Source organism: Williamsia sp. R60, from assembly GCF_054063855.1.
This window is the reverse complement of record NZ_JBSSGR010000002.1, coordinates 1-17,219: the sequence shown is the minus strand read 5'-3', so window position 1 is coordinate 17,219 and position 17,219 is coordinate 1. Positions and strand designations below refer to the sequence as shown.

The window sequence follows — 17,219 nt, the reverse complement described above, 5'->3', positions numbered from 1 at the left end:
TCGTCCGCGCCAGAATCGGTGTTGGCGACCGGGATGGCCGCACCGCCATCCCAGTTCAACGCCCAACCCCAAACACCGGGCCGTCAACCATTGGTTGACGACTAGGCGTCGTCAACCTACGGTTGACGACATGACTACTCCAGCTCCCGTAAAACAAGTTCGCCTCGACGACCTGATCGAGGCCATCACCAAGGTGCACAGCGACACCCTCGAGCAACTGTCCACCGCAGTACTCACTGCCGATCATCTCGGAGATGTCGCCGACCACCTGATCGGCCACTTCGTCGACCAGGCGCGGAGATCGGGCGCGTCCTGGACCGACATCGGCGCCAGCATGGGCGTCAGCAAACAGGCAGCGCAAAAACGCTTCGTGCCCAAGCCCGCATCAACGCCCGCCCTCGACCCCAGCCAGGGGTTCAACCGATTTACACTGCGTGCCCGAAATGTCGTGGTCAGCTCGCAGGAAGAAGCGCGCGCTCTCAATCACGCCGAAATCACTACGCATCACCTGGTTTTGGGTCTCGTCGGCGACTCCGACTCGATGGCTGCGAGAACCCTCACCGGAGTCGGTGTATCGCTGGATGCCGTGCGCGCGACCGTGATGGGCACACTTCCCGATACATCGTCGGACTTGCCGGCCCTCATACCGTTCGACACGTCGGCCAAGAAGGTTCTCGAACTGACGTTCCGGGAAGCGCTGCGCTTGGGCGCCGACAATGTCGGGACCGAGCACATCCTGCTCGCACTGTTGGAGCACGAGAACGGCGACGGCCCCCTGTCCGGACTCGAGCTGACGAAGGTCGCTGTGGAGACGCAACTGACGACACTCTTGTCGGTGTCGGAGAACGAATGACCTTATAGCGCAACCATTCTGGGTGACCGGACTGGCGACTCCGCGCATCTACTCGTGGGGTGGCTCGCCGGTCACCATGTGGTCGGCGTGATTGATTCCTTCGAGAATCAGTCGGGTCAGGTGCCCGTCGACGATCCGGTAGATGACCCGGCGGCCTTCCTTACGGGTACTGACAAGGCCGCTGAAGCGCAGCTTGGCCAGATGTTGGCTCACAGACGTCTTGGAGCTTCCGGTCTGTTCGATGAGAGCGGCGACATCAGCCTCACCGCGGGTCAGGATCCACAAGATATGCAGGCGAGTCGGATCGGCCAGCATGCGAAAGGTGGCGGTCGCAGAGTCCAGGCGCTGACGATCGGGCGCTCCGGGATGGACCAGGCTCGCGGTAGATGCTTTGGTCACCGGCTTCATCACATCTACCTTCCTGCAGACACCACCTCGAGTCGCGCCGGCCAGATCCGGGCAGCGACCAATGCTGCGAGTGTAGCGAGCACCGTTGATGCCAGCGATGCGCTGACCTGTCCGATGTGCGCACCGACCCACCCGGCCAGCGGGTAGGTCAGAATGAAACAGGCATGTGACAGCGAGAATTGCGCAGTGAACACCGACGACCAATTCTGCTCGTCGGAGTAAGCACGCAACAGGCGCGCAGACGGCGTCGTGATCAGCGAGGTCCCCGCACCCAGCACGATCCAGACTGCGCCCAGCACAATCCATCCCGCTGTCGTGGGCGGTGCGATCACCAGAACCAGCGTCGTGACCGCCAACCCCGCAGCCACAGTCGCCGATCCGGTCATCATCACCCGGCGATCAGGCATCGAGGCGAGCAGTCGAGGCAGCACCAGCGCCATCGCCATGGAGCCGGCACCAAAACACCCCAGCGCCAACGCAACTCCGATGTTCGACCCGCCCAGCAGGTCGCGCACGTACACCACCGTGTTGACCACCACCAGCGCGGTCGCCGCAGCGACCACCATGTTCAGAGCCAACAACCCGCGCAGGACCGGGCTCGCAGACATCACCCGCGCACCGATTGTCATCCGGTCGACCAGCCGCAGCGATCGATCAGCCGGGATCGTCCGCGGCAGCACCGTCGAGATCACCAACAACGCCGACGCGACGAACCCGGCAACAGTGCCCAGGAACAGGAAGTTGTAGCCGACCACCGTCAGCAGCGCCGCCGCCAGCACCGGGCTGACCAGCGATTCGAGGTCGTAGGCCAGCCGCGACAACGACAAGCCTCGCGCGTAGTCGTCTTCTTCGACCAGGACGGCCGGAATGATCGATTGAAAAGCCGGCGTGAACGTCGCCGACGCGGCTTGCAACCCAAAAATCAGCACATACACCTGCCACGTCTGATCGACAAGCGGCAACAGTACCGCCACCGCGGCCCTGACCACATCCGCTCCAACCAGCAACACTGTGCGGGGCACACGATCGGTGAGTGCGGAAATGACCGGCGCCACAGCAACATACGCCACCATCTTGACCGCCAGCGCAGTCCCCAACACCGCACCGGCTCGAGAACCGGCCAGGTCGTACGCCAACAGTCCCAACGCCACGGTCAGTAGCCCTGTCCCCACGAGTGCCACCACCTGAGCTGCGAACAACCGGCCGAACGTCCGGTTACGCATGATCTCCAGCATCGCCCGCGACCCCTTCATCTCGTGCCTGCGGCCACCCGAGACCAATCTTAGTCGCATAGGTGCGCAACTGCGCAACTATTGGGCATGCGCGACGCTCTGCAATCGTCAGCGGTTGCGCAGTCCCCATGATTGTTGAGACAGCAGACGCATCCCGTTCAGTGCAACGATGACCGTGGAACTCTCGTGGCCGGCCACGCCCAGCGGCAACGGCAGCGTGGCGGCCAGGTCCCAGATCACCAGGGTGACAATGAACCCTGCGGCGATGGCGAGGTTGGCAACGACGATTCGGTGCGCTCGTTGCGAGAGCCTGATGACGTTCGCGAGCGCAGAGAGATCGTCTCCGATCAGAACCGCGTCTGCGGTATCGAGAGCGAGATCGGATCCCTTCCGGCCCATGGCAACACCCGCGTGAGCTGTCGCGAGAGCCGGCGCATCGTTGACTCCGTCTCCGACGACCAGCACGGTACGGCCTTGGTGCTGCAGCTCTCGCACGGCGGCGGCTTTGTCCTGTGGCAGCAATTCGGCGCGGATGTCAGTGATGCCTATCCGTCCGGCGATGGCGTCCGCCACCCGCGGATTGTCTCCGCTCAAGAGAATGGGAGTCCGTCCGGTCAGTGTCGTGAGCGCTGCGACCGCCTCTGAGCTCTCGGCCCGGATGGTGTCGCGTAGACCCAGCAGCCCCACCGGCTTGTCGTCGACACTGACAACAACCACGGTGAGCCCGGATTGTTCGAGCTCCAGCACGAGAGGGTCGAGTGCGGACTGTTCCCAAGTGCCAGTGCGGTGTACTCGCGGCCGGCTGACGTCGATGCGCTGTCCGTCGATCGTGCCGAATACCCCTGCGCCCGGGGTGGATCCGAACTCGATCGCGCGCTGCGGTGGATGCCCGGATCGGTCGACGGCGGCAGTGATGGCCGCGGCGAGAGGGTGTTCGCTGTGCCGTTCGACCGCTGCAGCCATCGTAAGGATCGCCTGGTTGTCCAGCGTGACACCCGGCAGAGCGCGGATCGTCCCGAGGCGTGGGGTTCCCAAGGTGATAGTGCCGGTCTTGTCGAATGCCACCAAGTCGATTGCCCGGAGTGGCTCCATCACCACAGCTGACTTGACCAGCACACCGTTGCGGGCGGCGGTGGCCATGGCTGCGAGCAGGGGTGGCATGGTCGCCAGCACCACCGCACATGGTGATGCGACGATCATGAACGTCATCGCTCGTAGCAACGCGGAGTCGAGCTCGGCTCCGAAAAGCAAGGGTGCAGCGAAAATTACGAGCGTGGCCGCCACCACGATGGCCGAGTAATACTGTTCCACCCGCTCGATGAACAGTTGAGTTGCGGCTTTGGTCGACGACGCATCTTCGACCATCGTCTTGATCCGCGAAATGACGGTATCCGAGGGTTCTCGGTCGACCCGGATGGTCAAGGCGCCCGTACCGTTCATGGTCCCCGCGAACGCCTCGGCTCCGGGCATCTTCTCGGCTGGCATCGACTCACCGGTGATCGTCGACTGGTCGACCTCGCTTGCGCCCGAGATCACCGTCCCATCGCCGGCGATACGTTCACCCGGACGGACCATGATGATGTCGCCGATGACGAGGTCAGCCACGTGCACCGTTGTCTCGTTGCCTCGTTCGTCGACCCGGCATGCTTGTTCAGGCGCCAGGTCCAACAATCCCCGAACCGAATCGGCCGTGCGTCGGGTCAAGACCGCTTCGAGCGCGCCCGAGGTGGCGAAGATGACGATGAGCAGGGCACCGTCGAAGATCTGGCCGATCGCCGCCGCACCGATGGCGGCCACGATCATGAGCAAGTCGACGTCCAGGGTTCGCTCGCGCAGCGCCCGTAGCCCCTCGACGGCCGGTTCCCACCCGCCGGCCACGTAGCACGCCAGATACGCCGCCCAGATCGTCCATGAAGGTAGCGGCGACAGTTGCAGAATCAAGCCGAAGACGAACAGCGCCAACGCAAGCGAAGCCCAGCGAACCTCATCGATGGACAACAACCGGGTACCGCGCTTGGCGTGCGCAACGCCACCGGCGGCCGTGACCGGAGTAGGTGTTTCTGTCGTCATGCCAGCTTCCACACTCGGAATTGTGTTTCCACCCGAACCATACACGTACGCATGAAGAGGTGTACATGCGTGCACATTCACTATGATCAGTGCATGGGTCACGGAGTCGAGGGCAAAACAGCGCCGCCGGCGCATCTTGATGCCGAGTCCGCCGCGACCGTGGCCGCCACGTTGCAGGCATTGGCCACCCCGAGCCGGTTGCGGATCCTCACCGAGCTACGACACAGTCCACTTGGAGTCACCGCTCTGGCCGAAGCCGTCGACATGGAACAGTCCGCGGTCTCGCATCAGCTGCGCCTGCTTCGGGCTTTGGGGTTGGTCACCGGTACCAGGGCGGGCCGCAACGTCACCTACCGGCTCTACGACAACCACGTCGCGATGCTGCTCGATGAGGCGATCTACCACATCGAACACCTGGGTCTGGCCGATCGCGATGCATCAAGCGACACCGCGTGAGAAGAACATGTGACACACCGCCGAAGTCCGGCACTTGCGGTCACGCTGGATAGACTTCGGGTGTGACAGCCGACGCGGAGCTCGTGTTTCGCCTCGCCGGCGGTGTGACTGTCACTTTCGGTGGTCGTGAAGCCGATCCCCGCATTGTCGGCGGACCGAGATGTGCGTTGGTCCTCGGGTTCCTCGTGGTCAACCGTCATCGCGATGTGTCGTTGGAAGAACTCGCAGAGGCCGTGTGGCCGGCTGACCGCCCGCAGTCATGGAACGCGGCACTTCGCATTCTCTTCTCACGGATCAGGGACACGTTCCGACTCGTCGGATTGCCCGCGGACGGCCTCCGTTCGCGAAGCGGCGGTGTTCGCTTGACGCTGCCCGCCTCACTGCGATCCGATCTGGAACTCGCCGAGATGTACTGCGACACCTCACTCGGCGACCCTGAAGCGGTACTGCACAACGCCCGAAAAGCGCTGGCACTGATCACATCTGCGCCCTTGGACGGCATCACTGGGTCGTGGGCAGACCATGTCCGTGCCGAGGCGACGCGCATTCGGATCAGGGCTCTCGAGATCGACGCCGAGGGGTCGCTGAGGGCAAGCGAGTATGCGCGCGCCACGCAGTCGGCCCAGTCCATCATCGCCATCGATCCCTTCCGCGAGAACGCGTATCGGATCGCGATGAGCGGATACATGGCTTTGGGTGAACGGGGCCAGGCGTTGGCGGCGGCTGCCAGGTGCCGGCAGGCGCTGGCCGAGGAGTTGGGCACCACGCCTTCTGCGGAGACCGAGAACCTCTATCTCGAGATACTGCGCAGCGACGACCACCCGACGCGGGTCACCGTGGCTGCCGCCACGCCATCGATAGAGAACAACGCGGTCAGGATCGAACGCACGGCCGAACGGGTCACCATCGACGAGGCCGTGATCGGTGCCGCTCACGGACGCGGCCAGTTCATCGCGGTCGTGGGCGAAGCCGGCACCGGCAAAACCACCCTCGTTCTCGAAGCAATGGACCGCGCACGCGCGGCGGGAACAACGGTCTTGTTCGGTCGGTGCAGCGAGGAATCGCTGGTCTCCTTCGAACCTTTTGTCGAGGCGATCGGTCGTGAACTCGACGATTTGGACCCGGTGACCGTGCAGGAGCGGCTCCGTAGCGCCGGCCTGGGACTTGTGAAGTTGGTCCCGCAGAGAATGTGGGAAACCAGTGACATCCTGGTCTCCTCAGTCGAGGACGACGACCGGGCATTGACCATGTCGGCCGTCCTCGAGTGGCTCACCTCGCCCATGCGGCGCTCCCCCACGATGCTGGTGGTCGACGACCTGCACTGGGCGTCGACTGCCACTCTGGACGTGCTGCGATTCGTCATCCATGGATCCGAATCTGCCGGTCTCACAATCGTTGTGACCGTACGCGAAGAGTTCACCGACCGCGCAGATCTTCGCTCGGTGTTGATCAGTCCGTCCAGAACTCGCGGTGTGCAGCGCATCGAACTCGGTGCGTTCGACGTTGCACAGGTGGCGGCCCTGGTCGAGGCGTCGGGCAGCGACCTCGATCCGGCGGCTCTGCACGACCGGACGGGCGGGTTGCCATTCTTTGTCTCGTCACTGCTTGCGAGCGATGCCCTCCGGTCCCAACAACAACTTCCGACATCCGTTGCGGAGTCGGTTGCCCATCGGATCAGAGTCCTCGGTGCCGATGCGTTGGAGCTGCTGGAGGTCTGTTCGGTCATCGGCCTGGTGTCACCGCGTGGTGTACTGCGATCAGCGGTGGAGCCCATGGACGACGGCGCTTTCGCGGCCGCGATCGACGAGCTCTCCCAAGCACGCTTGATCACAGAGTTCGTCTCATCCAGCGAGGTGATGATCCGCCACGCACTGGTTCAAGAGTCCGTCTACGTCCAGATGCCGGGCGTTCGTCGCGTCCACGCGCATTCCCGAGTCGCCCGCGCTTTCGAGGACCACGGAGTCGATCACGAGCCAGATGGGTTCGCGCGGATGGCGTATCACCTGAGTCACGGGCTGGACTCCGACCGCCCCCGCTCAGTGGAATACTCCATCCGAGCCGGCGATGCGGCCAACTCGATCGGCGCCTACGAAGACGCCGTGTCGCTGTACCAGTCCGCCGCTGAGCGCCTCACCCCACGCGGTGATTCGTCTGCGCGGTGCCGGCTCCTCATCAAATTGGGACGGGCACAGCGCAAAGCACGGAATTCGGCGTTTCGTTCGACTCTGCTCGGCGCTGCAGCGATGGGACGCCGACTCGGCGATGTCGACCTGCACGTGTCCGCGACACTGGCGAACAACTTGTACGGAATCCTTTACGTGCACATACACATCGACCACGAACGCATCGCCAGTCTCAACGATGCCCTGCACGCGCTCGAGGCGACCGGCCGCGACGACGGCTCGTCGACGGCCCACCTGCTGGCGCAACTGGCCATCGAGCAGATCTGGACCACCGACCACCACACCAGGCGTGACCTTCTCGTCCGAGCAATCGACGCGGCCCGAGCAGCCGACGACACCGATGCACTCATCGCAGCGCTGTCAGCGGTATTGGTTTCGTTGCGTACACCGCATATGGCCACCATCCGCCAAGACGCCTACGAAGAGCTGGAAAAGATCAGCAGCATCGCGCCGACGCGCACGCTCGACCCCATGCTGACCGTGTGGTTGGCGCGCGCGCAGGTGGTGAACGGCGAACTGGCAAAGGCGCAGCACACAATCGGCAGGGTGTCCGCCGCCCACACGAGCCGCGATCGCGAACTGGCATGGCTCGTTTCGAGTATCGACTTCGGCATAGCCCTTGCCGCCGGGCGTCTTTCCCAGTGCGACCAGCAACTCGAAGAAATTCGGAGCATTCCTGCCTCACCGATCGAGACCTACTCCTTCGGTCGTCTTCTCGCATTCGTATGCGGGCTGCGGACTCTGCGAGGCGACATGCGCGAGATCGTCGACGCTGCAGACGACATGACCGAACGCTTCGACCTCGTCAGCTCATACCGGCCCATTCTGGCCCTGGCGATGGCAGATGTCGGCGACGTCGAATCCGCGGCCCGCCTATTGTCCTGGTACGACAAGCCACGCGTCGCGGCCATCGAGGTGAATCATGTGTGGGCCAGCTCGATAGCCGTTCTGGGTCGGGTGGCCGCGCAGATCGGCAACACCATCGTCTGCGAGGCGGTCTACGACCTGATGGTCGATCACGCCGACGAAACGATCAGTGCGGTGGCTGTCGTGTACGGCGTCACCCACCATCATTTGGCGGACCTGTCGATTGCGCTGGGGCAGTACGATCGGGCAAGGCGACACCTCGACGATGCGCTGCGTGTGCACCGAGCCCGTGGATTCGACGCCTGGTACGCCGAAACCCTCTATCTCGACGCACTTCTGGCCGCAAAGTCATCTGGCCGACATCCGACAGATTCGATCGAGCGCGCGCGTCGTGCCGCGGACGACACCGGGGCCACCGCAGTGCGCAGACGTATCGACGCACTGGCCGGTCGATGGAAGGCGTAACACGACATTTGTCGATGCCCGCTCGATGAAGTCGCAACACGCGACCACTGCCCGCGGCGACAGAGAGGCGCCATGCTGTATCAAACGGCCCACCGGGCGGGACCACCCTCCCGGTTCAGCAGGCTGACAGACGTCAGACCCGATCCTCGATCTTCATCGACCCAAGGGGATAACGAATGCACCGCGGAACAGACCAGGAGGTCATGTGACGGAGACATGGTATGCGGGCGGTAGGGTCGCGGACGGTTCTGGCGCAGAGCCCTCGGTTGCCGACGTCTGTGTGACGGATGGCGTCATCACAGCCATCGGCAGTGCGCCTGCGGGCGCGACGACGGTGGATCTTGACGGCAGGCTCCTCACCCCTGGCCTGATCGATGCTCACGTTCACCTGGGCCTGTCCAGCCCCATCAGGGCGCAGTTCGGATTCGAACTGTCGGTTGCCGAGATCGCGGCCGACATCTTCACGTCGGCGGCATTCGCGCTCGACGCCGGCTTCACGACAGTTCGCGACACCGGCGGCATCGACCGCGGTGTCGTCGACGTCCTCGCGAAAGGAAAGATGCGAGGTCCGCACGTGCTTTCTTGCGGCCCTGTCCAGTGCCAGATCGGCGGGCACGGCTACTACGGTGCGGATTGGGAGCCGACGGAGCTGTGGACCGAACACCACATTCCCGGACTCTGTGCACTGTCACTGATGTCGGGCAACGCAGGCGAACTCCGTAGGAACGTCCGCGAGACGTTCCGCCGGGGCGCCACCTTTCTCAAGTTGTGCGTCACAGGTGGTGTCGTCGGGGGGCACGATCGCCTCGCCGACACACAGTTCACCGTCGAGGAGATCGCGGTGGCTGTGCAGGAAGCCGCAGCGCGTGGCACCTACGTGACGGTCCATGCACACGGCAGTGCCGGAATCCGCAACGCCGTACAGGCGGGCGTGCGGTGCGTCGAACACGGCACCGACATCGACGAGCCGACCGCATCTCTGATGTACGAACATGACGTGGCCTTGGTGCCCACCTTCTCTGTACTCGATCAGCTCTTGAGCGATGGAGTGACGGATGTGAACCCCACAACCGTCGACCGAGCGACCGGAGTCCGGCAGCGGATGGCGTCCGCCCTCGAGATAGCGCGCTCGACCGGCCTGAGAATTGGTCTGGGTTCTGACCTCATCGGTCCGAACCAGCGACGAAGGGGTGAAGAACTGCGAGTGCGCTCAGAGCTGGAATCACCGATGCAGGCGTTGGTGTCTGCGACGAGTGTCAACGCGGACATCCTCGGCGTGGGCGAAACCGTCGGAACGGTGCGTGCCGGAATGCGAGCCGACCTCGTCGTGTGGCAGAAGGACCCCCTCGAAGATGCCAGTGTCTTCGCCAACCCAGAGATGGCCGTTCTCGTGGTCAAAAGCGGTGCGACAGTAAAGGATATTCGATGAGCACGATGTTGCATGGTTGTCTTGCCGACACTGAGTACCTCGAAGTGACGTCCCGGTTGGGGCACCGCTTCGGTGTCTGGGTCACCACCCCGCCCGACTACGAAGATTCCGCTGAAACGATGCCTCTGATCTACGTGTTGGACGGGAACTGGACGGTCGGTTACACGGCGCCGCTCGTCGTCGCACAACAAGATCCGTTTCTGAACATTGCGCCCTACATCCAGGTCAGCGTCGGATATGCCGCCGAAGAGGCGTCGGACTGGTCGCGGCTTCGCAACCGTGACCTCGTCCCGGCCGGGGAACCGGTCGGCGATGAGGTGGTCGCTGCATTGGCGTCGGCTCGCGAGACGGGCACGATGAGCCAAGAAGACATAGACGCCTATCTGGAGCGACTATCGGACTGCGATGCGGACGCATTTCTCGACTTCCTGGTCAAAGAGCTTCACCCTCAGTTGCAATCGCGGCTGCGTGTCAGCGATACCGGCCACGGTCTTTTCGGGTACTCGTACGGAGGTCTTTTCGCTCTGTATGCGTGGCTTCGTGGCGAGACACCCTTCGCCACGGTTGGCGCCGGCACTCCTGGGATCAGCAGTTCCGACAGTCAGTTGTTCGACCTGATCCGTACTCTCCCGGAACGCGACAACGGCGAGTCGGTCACTCCTCGACTCCACGTCACCCTGAACAAAGTCGAGGTCTTGGGTGATATGCCCGTGTACCGCGGCATCGCCCGCAATGTCCTGAGGGCACTGGAAGAGTTGCGAGCCAGCGGTCGCTCAGACTCGTTCACGACCTCGATCCTCGATGAGACGCACGCCACCGGGGTACAGGCATCGTTTTTGAGTTATCTGAAGCAATCTCACGTCCGGTGATGGTGGCCGTGCGTGCTCGTTGTTGGAGGCGCATACCCGGCCGAAGGAAGCAGCAGCACAACTGATACGACTGCACTGATGTGCGGGAGCGCCTGTCGCGTGTTGTGAGGAGAGTGCACATGTCCACCAACGACCTGCAGTCGCTCGTTGACGATCTGGCCGGGCGGCTCCGCCGTTCTGTGGCCATTGATGATCCCTCGATCCGACTTCTCGCCGCCAGCCGACACTTTGGCGACGAGGACTCCCTGCGGATAACCTCCATCCTGAATCGTTCGGTACCCGACGACGTGACCCGCCCCCTCTTCGCTCTCGGCATCGGCACGTGGGTCAAGGCGGGCCGCGCCCATCTCGATGTGCCCGGAAGCAAAAAACGGCTTTGTGTACCCGTTCGCTGCAAAAGTCTGCTGCTCGGCTTCCTCTGGCTGATCGACAACGAGGAGAATCCGCTTACCGAGTCCGATGTCGAGATGGCGGAGGATACTGCCGCGCGGGCGGGCGTAATCCTCTATGCACGCCTATTGCTCCGTGAACGTTCGAACCTTCGCCGCGAGGCAATCCTCCGGAACCTCGTCACCTCAGCCGAAGACACCAGGAGGCAGGCAGTAGCGGACGTACTCGCCGAGCAGTTGCTCGTTGAGCACGCGTCGTACTACCAGGTCATCGCAGTTCAGCGAGAAATTGCGCACCCGGTCGAAACCTCGGACGACATAGCAGTAGAGGTAGCGGTGCAGGAAGGGCTGCACACTCTGCCGGACGGCGCCGGCCTGATGGTCGCGGATAGATCCCGAGTCTGGCTATTACTTGCCCTCACTGAAGCATTGACAAAACAGCAACTGGACTCGATCACTCAGCGTATGACTTCCCGCTTCCACCAGCTGAGTGGTAACGACAGTCGATTCGTGGTTGGTGTCAGCGACACGGTAAGCGCTCTGGATCAGGTATACCGCGCCTATCGACAGGCTGTCATCGCGGTTCGCGCTGCGTTGCTGGTTCCTACATTGGGGAACGTGGCGAAATGGGGACGCCTCGGCCCTTACGACACTCTGCTACGACTACCGAACGATGAAATAGCCAGCGCTGCACGGTCATCACCCCTGCAGAGACTCGAAGCCGCTGACAGGCAGCAGGTTCTCGAAACCACGCTCCACGCGTTCTTCGACAACGCATGCGACATTCGACGCACTGCGAACCTACTCTGCATCCATCGAGCAACGCTCTACCAGCGCCTCAAACGCATCGAGCAGCTCACGGACTGCAATCTCGACAGCGGCGACGACCGCCTCACCCTGCATCTGGGACTGAAGATGAAAGCGCTGGCGGCGGCCAACTCCGTGTCAACCACCAGCTGGCCCCTCTAGCAGTCCGACGTCGGGACGAAAACTGCTTGCTGGCAGTAGGTCTGGCGCCTGCTCGACCTCCGGCCTATAGACACGCGTTGAATCGCGCCTCAACGCGACAATTGCGCAATACACAGGCTCCATGGTTGAACAATTGCCCATGACGCAGGTCACGTTCTGAGGCTAGTGTTGTCCACGATGCAGGGCCGCGGCACAGAGTGGTAAGCACCTCGTGTGACCGCCTGTCGAACTTCCAGCTCCCGGGAGTCTCATCACTTCAGTTGATCGATAACGCTTTTCACGTCGGCAACAGGAACAGCCGCGCATCAACCATCCCCCGTCCAATCCGAAAGGGCCCCGATGTCGAGCAATGTGGAAGATTCGGCCGAACACGTCCGGGTGCAGGATTCGCGCCAACTGACACGTACTCGGCGGCGAGCTCTGCTCGCCGCGTCGACCGGCAACTTTGTCGAATGGTTCGATTTCACGATCTATGGCTTCATGGCTGTGACCCTCGCGGACATCTTCTTTCCGCCGGACTCCGGCGGCTCCGCACTGCTGGCCGTCTTCGCCGTCTACGGAAGCGCGTTCCTCGCCAGACCTGCCGGAGCGCTGTTCTTCGGAACCATGGGCGATCGTCTCGGCCGGCGCGGTTCTCTGTCCTTGGCAATCGGATTGATGGGTGTGGCTACGGCCGCAATAGGCCTACTGCCGAGCTACGCAACGATCGGGGCCGCCGCTCCCGCACTTCTTCTTGCCTGCCGACTGATCCAAGGTTTCTCTGCCGGTGGCGAATTCGCCGGTGCCGCGACCTTTGCCGTCGAACACGCGCCACCCGGACGACGGCCGCTCTATCTCGCCATATTCGCCGGATCCACGTCGCTCGGACTCGTCGGCGCAACCGTGACGATTCTGGCCTACCGGTCGATGGGCGCTGAAGCGTTCGATGGTGGCGGATGGCGATGGCCATTCCTCATCGGCGGCGCACTCGCCATTGCGGGGCTGCTTCTGCGCCTGGGTGTCGAGGAGACACCCGTGTTCGAGGCTGTCGCTGCGCAGGACCAGAAGACAACGCGACGATTTCCTCTGCGGGAGCTGCTGATTCAACAGCGCCGCAACCTGATGACCCTGTTCGCGTTCTTTGCGTGCCTCGGGGTGCTGAACCACATGATGCTCGGCTACATGCCCACCTATCTGGTCAAGTCCGCAGGGATCTCCACCAACACCGCGCTTGTGTTGACCACGATCGCGATGGTCATCCCGGTGCCGGTGGTCATCGCCTTGAGCGGACTGATCGAGAACGTGGGGCGCCGCCCGTTTGTCCGTCTCGGAGCGGTGGGTACGGCGATCGCCCTCATTCCTTGCTATCTCCTGATCAGCACAGGCAATCTCTTTGTGATCGGCACCGCGTTGGCCATCCTGATGATGGGTGCAAGCATGCTGACCACCGGTTTGCTTCCGATCTTGGAACTCCTCCCCGGGAAAGTGCGGTACGTCGGAACCGCTGTCCCGTACAACGTTGCATACGCAATCTTCGCCGGCACGGCGCCACTGGTCTGCCAGGCACTGGTCGACAGCACCGGTAGTCACCTTGCGCCGGCGTTCTACGGAACTGCAATCGCTCTGATCGCGTGCCCCTTCATCTTCCGCGGCATCCCCGAGACCAAGGGCGCCGATCTTCAAACGGGTCTCATCAAGAGATGACCGCGCGGTTCGCTCCGGACTCATACGCGTGACCAATCCTGAGCGGACAAAATCCGTGGGCGCTACAAACCCGGTGTTGCATATGGCCGAAGTGTCCACATATGTAGATAGCTTTGCTCGCCGGTCTTGGCGAAGGTTGTGCTGTAGCGACTTTCGTGTTCTCGACGCGATGAATCAATTGGAGGAACGATGCCCGAAGGGACCGACGCGGTGGTTGTGGGAGCTGGGGTCATAGGCAACTCCATTGCATATGAACTCGCTGCCCGCGGCTATCGAGTGATGGTGATCGACAAGGAGGGTGGGTCTGGCTTCGGATCCACCAGCGCCTCGAGCGCGGTCATCCGATTCAATTATTCCACCTTCGACGGGATGGCCGCAGCTTGGGAGGCGGCACATTGCTGGAGGACCTGGCCCGAGCATCTGGGCGGTGTGGACACAACGGATCTGGCCCGTTTCCATGAATGCGGCATGGTATTCCTCGATGTGGACATCGCCCCGCGTGAACGCACAGTCCGGCTCTTCGACAAGATCGGCGTGAAGTACGAACTGTGGGACTCGGACACGTTGGCGAATCAGATTCCGGGAATCGACGTCGGTTCCTACTACCCACCGAAACCTGTTGACTCGGAGTCTTTTTACGCTGACACCGACTCTTCTCTCGGAGCGGTCTACACCCCAGAGGCCGGCTTCGTCGACGATCCCCAACTCGCCGCCGCCAACCTCGGAGCTGCCGCAGTTGCGAACGGGGCCGTCCACTTATTCCGTACCAAGGTCACTCACATCGAACAACAGCCGTCTGACCGGTGGATTCTTCACCTGGACAACGGCGACACTGTCGAGACGCCGATAGTTGTCAACGCCGCCGGCCCGTGGTCGGGCGCCCTCAACGCGATGGCAGGGGTGGGGGCCGACTTCACGGTCACCGTGCGCCCCCTTCGGCAGGAGGTCCATCACGTCACGGCGCCCAAGGACTTCAACCAGGATGTTCGACTCGGCCCGATGATTGCTGATCTCGACCTGGGAACCTACATGCGACCGGAACACGGCGGAGGATTCTTGATCGGGGGCACCGAACCTGAATGCGACCCACTGGAATGGATCGATGACCCCGACAGCGCCAACCCGAACCGCACTGCTGCCCGCTTCCAGGCACAAGTATTGCGAGCTGCCCGGCGGCTTCCCCACTTGTCGGTCCCGTTCCAGCCCAAAGGAATCGCCGGCGTGTACGACGCCGCTTCGGACTGGACCCCGATCTACGACAAGACCGATCGTCCCGGCTTCTATGTCGCGATGGGCACCAGTGGAAATCAGTTCAAGAACGCGCCCGTTGCCGGCCGATTCCTGGCGACCCTGATCGAGGAGGTCGAGAAGGGGCGTGATCACGATGCCGATCCAGTGGTCTATACGGGCCCGCATACAGGTTTGACGATCAATCTGGGATCTTTCTCTCGTCGACGTGATTTCAACACCGAGTCGACCGGGACCGTCTTGGGTTAGGCGCCGGGAGCCTCCACCCACAGCACATCATCGGTACACGACCCGTCGATTCGAAAGGCCGATCGGATTACTTTGAGCGCTACGCCTGTTGACGTCAGTACCCGTATGACCGAGCTCGCCGACGAGCTGACCACGGCAGTTCCCGCACATCGCCTCGTCACCGACCCCGACGTGGTCGCGACGTATTTGCACGACGAAGCCGAATGGGCGCCTTACGGCGCGCCGCTGCTCGTCGTCCGGCCACGCACCGCCGAGGAGGTGCAATCCGTCGTTCGGGCCTGCATCGTGCGACGCGTCCCCGTTGTCAGTCGCGGCGCGGGCACCGGACTGTCCGGCGGTGCCAACGCCATCGACGGTTGTGTCATCGTCTCCTTCGACAAGATGAACACCATCAAGGAGATCAACTCCCTCGAACGCCTCGCCGTCGTCGAACCGGGCGTTGTCAACGACGACCTCCGCGCTGCCTGCGCCGAGGAAGGGCTCTGGTACCCGCCGGATCCGTCCAGCGCCGCCTGGTCCACCATCGGCGGCAACGTCGCAACCAACGCCGGCGGCCTGTGCTGCGTCAAGTACGGAGTCACCCGGGACTACGTCCTCGGCATGCAGGTCGTCACCGGCACCGGCGAGCTTGTACGGCTCGGCCGCCGCACAGCCAAGGGCGTTGCCGGCTACGACCTCGCCGGGCTGATGGTCGGCTCCGAGGGCACCCTCGGTGTCATCACCGAGATCACAGTGAAGCTGCGCCCGCTGCAGGAACCGCAGCGCACCATCGTCGGATACTTCGACTCCACCGTCGACGCTGGGCACGCGGTACGAGCGGTCGCCGAAGACGGACTCACACCGTCTGCACTCGAGCTGATCGATCGGCAATGCCTTGTGGCAGTGGACGCTTGGAAGAACATGGGCCTGTCCGCCGACGCGAACGTCCTGTTGCTGGGCCGCATCGACACTCCAGGCGCAGTCGGGGACATCGAGGCCGAGCGGATGCTCGCGTGCTTCGGACGCGCGGGTGCCACGTGGAGCGCCCAATCCACGAACCAGCAGGAGGCCGATGCGCTGTTCCTTGCCCGCCGCCTGGCCTATCCAGCGATGGAACGCCTCGGGCCCGTCCTCACCGAGGACATCTGCGTTCCGAAAGCCGTTGTCCCCGAGATGCTTGCGCGGATCGAGGAAATCGGCCTGCGGCACGACACGCACATCGCGTCCATTGCGCACGCCGGTGACGGCAACCTGCACCCGCTGCTCATCACGCCGAACGACGACGAGGACGCCCGGATACGAGCGCAAGCCGCGTTCGCAGAGATCATCGACGCTGCGATTCGATACGGCGGCACCGTCACCGGCGAGCACGGCATCGGTTTGCTCAAGATGGACGGCCTCGCACAGGAACTTACTCCACCGGTAATGGACATGCACCGGGCGATCAAGAGTGCCCTCGATCCGCACGGGATCATGAACCCCGGCAGAGTGTTTCAGCCATGATGTTGGTGGGTCAGCGCAGTAGTGCGCGTGACATCACCACTCGCTGGATCTGGTTGGTGCCCTCATAGATCTGCGTGATCTTGGCATCGCGCATCATGCGCTCGACGGGGAAGTCGCGGGTGTACCCGTAGCCACCGAACAACTGCACCGCGTCAGTGGTCACCTGCATGGCCACATCAGAAGCAAAACACTTCGACGCTGCGGAGATGAACCCCAGATTCTTCTCCCCACGCTCGGCCCGAGCAGCCGAGGTGTACACCATCAAACGGGCGGCCTCGATCTTCATCGCCATATCCGCCAGCATGAACTCCACACCCTGAAACGAACTGATCGACTTACCGAACTGCTTACGCTCCTTCACATACGC

At 62.9% G+C, this 17,219-nt stretch carries 13 protein-coding genes; 9 read left to right on the top strand and 4 right to left on the bottom strand.

Annotation, left to right across the window (positions count from 1 at the left end):
• Positions 1-130: 130 nt before the first annotated feature.
• Complete coding sequence (locus tag ACVWY6_RS06810) at positions 131-853, top strand: Clp protease N-terminal domain-containing protein (protein WP_457536956.1); 723 nt, start codon at positions 131-133, stop codon at positions 851-853.
• Between the two features lie 48 nt (positions 854-901).
• Here the strand turns inward: ACVWY6_RS06810 and ACVWY6_RS06805 are convergent, their stop codons facing one another.
• The 3 genes from ACVWY6_RS06805 to ACVWY6_RS06795 form a co-directional block, all read right to left on the bottom strand.
• Complete coding sequence (locus ACVWY6_RS06805; RefSeq protein ID WP_023956786.1) at positions 902-1,261, bottom strand: ArsR/SmtB family transcription factor; 360 nt, start codon at positions 1,259-1,261, stop codon at positions 902-904.
• A gap of 5 nt (positions 1,262-1,266) precedes the next feature.
• Positions 1,267-2,496, bottom strand: coding sequence for an MFS transporter (locus ACVWY6_RS06800; RefSeq protein WP_457538525.1), 1,230 nt, complete (start codon positions 2,494-2,496; stop codon positions 1,267-1,269).
• A 105-nt stretch (positions 2,497-2,601) separates the two neighbouring features.
• Positions 2,602-4,563, bottom strand: coding sequence for a heavy metal translocating P-type ATPase (locus ACVWY6_RS06795; protein ID WP_457536954.1), 1,962 nt, complete (start codon positions 4,561-4,563; stop codon positions 2,602-2,604).
• 93 nt (positions 4,564-4,656) lie between these two features.
• Between ACVWY6_RS06795 and ACVWY6_RS06790 the strand changes: the two genes are divergently transcribed.
• From ACVWY6_RS06790 to ACVWY6_RS06755, 8 genes are all read left to right on the top strand, one after another.
• Positions 4,657-5,019 carry an ArsR/SmtB family transcription factor gene (locus ACVWY6_RS06790; RefSeq protein ID WP_116916697.1) on the top strand — a complete coding sequence of 121 codons (363 nt, stop codon included), beginning with the start codon at positions 4,657-4,659 and terminating at the stop codon, positions 5,017-5,019.
• 62 nt (positions 5,020-5,081) lie between these two features.
• Positions 5,082-8,534, top strand: coding sequence for an ATP-binding protein (locus ACVWY6_RS06785; RefSeq protein WP_457536951.1), 3,453 nt, complete (start codon positions 5,082-5,084; stop codon positions 8,532-8,534).
• 205 nt (positions 8,535-8,739) lie between these two features.
• Positions 8,740-9,963 carry an amidohydrolase family protein gene (locus tag ACVWY6_RS06780; protein WP_457536949.1) on the top strand — a complete coding sequence of 408 codons (1,224 nt, stop codon included), beginning with the start codon at positions 8,740-8,742 and terminating at the stop codon, positions 9,961-9,963.
• Positions 9,960-10,832 (top strand): alpha/beta hydrolase, encoded by an 873-nt coding sequence (locus ACVWY6_RS06775; RefSeq protein ID WP_457536947.1) that lies wholly within the window; start codon positions 9,960-9,962, stop codon positions 10,830-10,832. The genes ACVWY6_RS06780 and ACVWY6_RS06775 overlap by 4 nt, the downstream gene beginning before the upstream one ends.
• Before the next feature lie 119 nt (positions 10,833-10,951).
• Complete coding sequence (locus tag ACVWY6_RS06770) at positions 10,952-12,190, top strand: PucR family transcriptional regulator (protein WP_457536945.1); 1,239 nt, start codon at positions 10,952-10,954, stop codon at positions 12,188-12,190.
• A 339-nt stretch (positions 12,191-12,529) separates the two neighbouring features.
• Positions 12,530-13,873: an MFS transporter gene (locus ACVWY6_RS06765; protein WP_457536943.1), complete on the top strand. Its 1,344-nt coding sequence runs from the start codon at positions 12,530-12,532 to the stop codon at positions 13,871-13,873.
• A 189-nt stretch (positions 13,874-14,062) separates the two neighbouring features.
• Positions 14,063-15,370 (top strand): NAD(P)/FAD-dependent oxidoreductase, encoded by a 1,308-nt coding sequence (locus tag ACVWY6_RS06760; RefSeq protein WP_457536941.1) that lies wholly within the window; start codon positions 14,063-14,065, stop codon positions 15,368-15,370.
• A gap of 105 nt (positions 15,371-15,475) precedes the next feature.
• Positions 15,476-16,852 (top strand): FAD-binding oxidoreductase, encoded by a 1,377-nt coding sequence (locus tag ACVWY6_RS06755; protein WP_457536939.1) that lies wholly within the window; start codon positions 15,476-15,478, stop codon positions 16,850-16,852.
• Between the two features lie 10 nt (positions 16,853-16,862).
• Here ACVWY6_RS06755 and ACVWY6_RS06750 read toward each other — a convergent pair.
• Positions 16,863-17,219, bottom strand: a 357-nt coding sequence (locus tag ACVWY6_RS06750) for an acyl-CoA dehydrogenase family protein (protein WP_457536937.1), incomplete at its 5' end; no start/stop codon positions are given.

Bases quoted from the DNA above. Each gene is read 5' to 3' on its own strand.
- ACVWY6_RS06810 (WP_457536956.1), top strand. From the start codon at position 131: ATGACTACTCCAGCTCCCGTAAAACAAGTTCGCCTCGACGACCTGATC.
- ACVWY6_RS06805 (WP_023956786.1), bottom strand. From the start codon at position 1,261: ATGAAGCCGGTGACCAAAGCATCTACCGCGAGCCTGGTCCATCCCGGA.
- ACVWY6_RS06800 (WP_457538525.1), bottom strand. From the start codon at position 2,496: ATGCTGGAGATCATGCGTAACCGGACGTTCGGCCGGTTGTTCGCAGCT.
- ACVWY6_RS06795 (WP_457536954.1), bottom strand. From the start codon at position 4,563: ATGACGACAGAAACACCTACTCCGGTCACGGCCGCCGGTGGCGTTGCG.
- ACVWY6_RS06790 (WP_116916697.1), top strand. From the start codon at position 4,657: ATGGGTCACGGAGTCGAGGGCAAAACAGCGCCGCCGGCGCATCTTGAT.
- ACVWY6_RS06775 (WP_457536947.1), top strand. From the start codon at position 9,960: ATGAGCACGATGTTGCATGGTTGTCTTGCCGACACTGAGTACCTCGAA.
- ACVWY6_RS06770 (WP_457536945.1), top strand. From the start codon at position 10,952: ATGTCCACCAACGACCTGCAGTCGCTCGTTGACGATCTGGCCGGGCGG.
- ACVWY6_RS06765 (WP_457536943.1), top strand. From the start codon at position 12,530: ATGTCGAGCAATGTGGAAGATTCGGCCGAACACGTCCGGGTGCAGGAT.
- ACVWY6_RS06760 (WP_457536941.1), top strand. From the start codon at position 14,063: ATGCCCGAAGGGACCGACGCGGTGGTTGTGGGAGCTGGGGTCATAGGC.
- ACVWY6_RS06755 (WP_457536939.1), top strand. From the start codon at position 15,476: ATGACCGAGCTCGCCGACGAGCTGACCACGGCAGTTCCCGCACATCGC.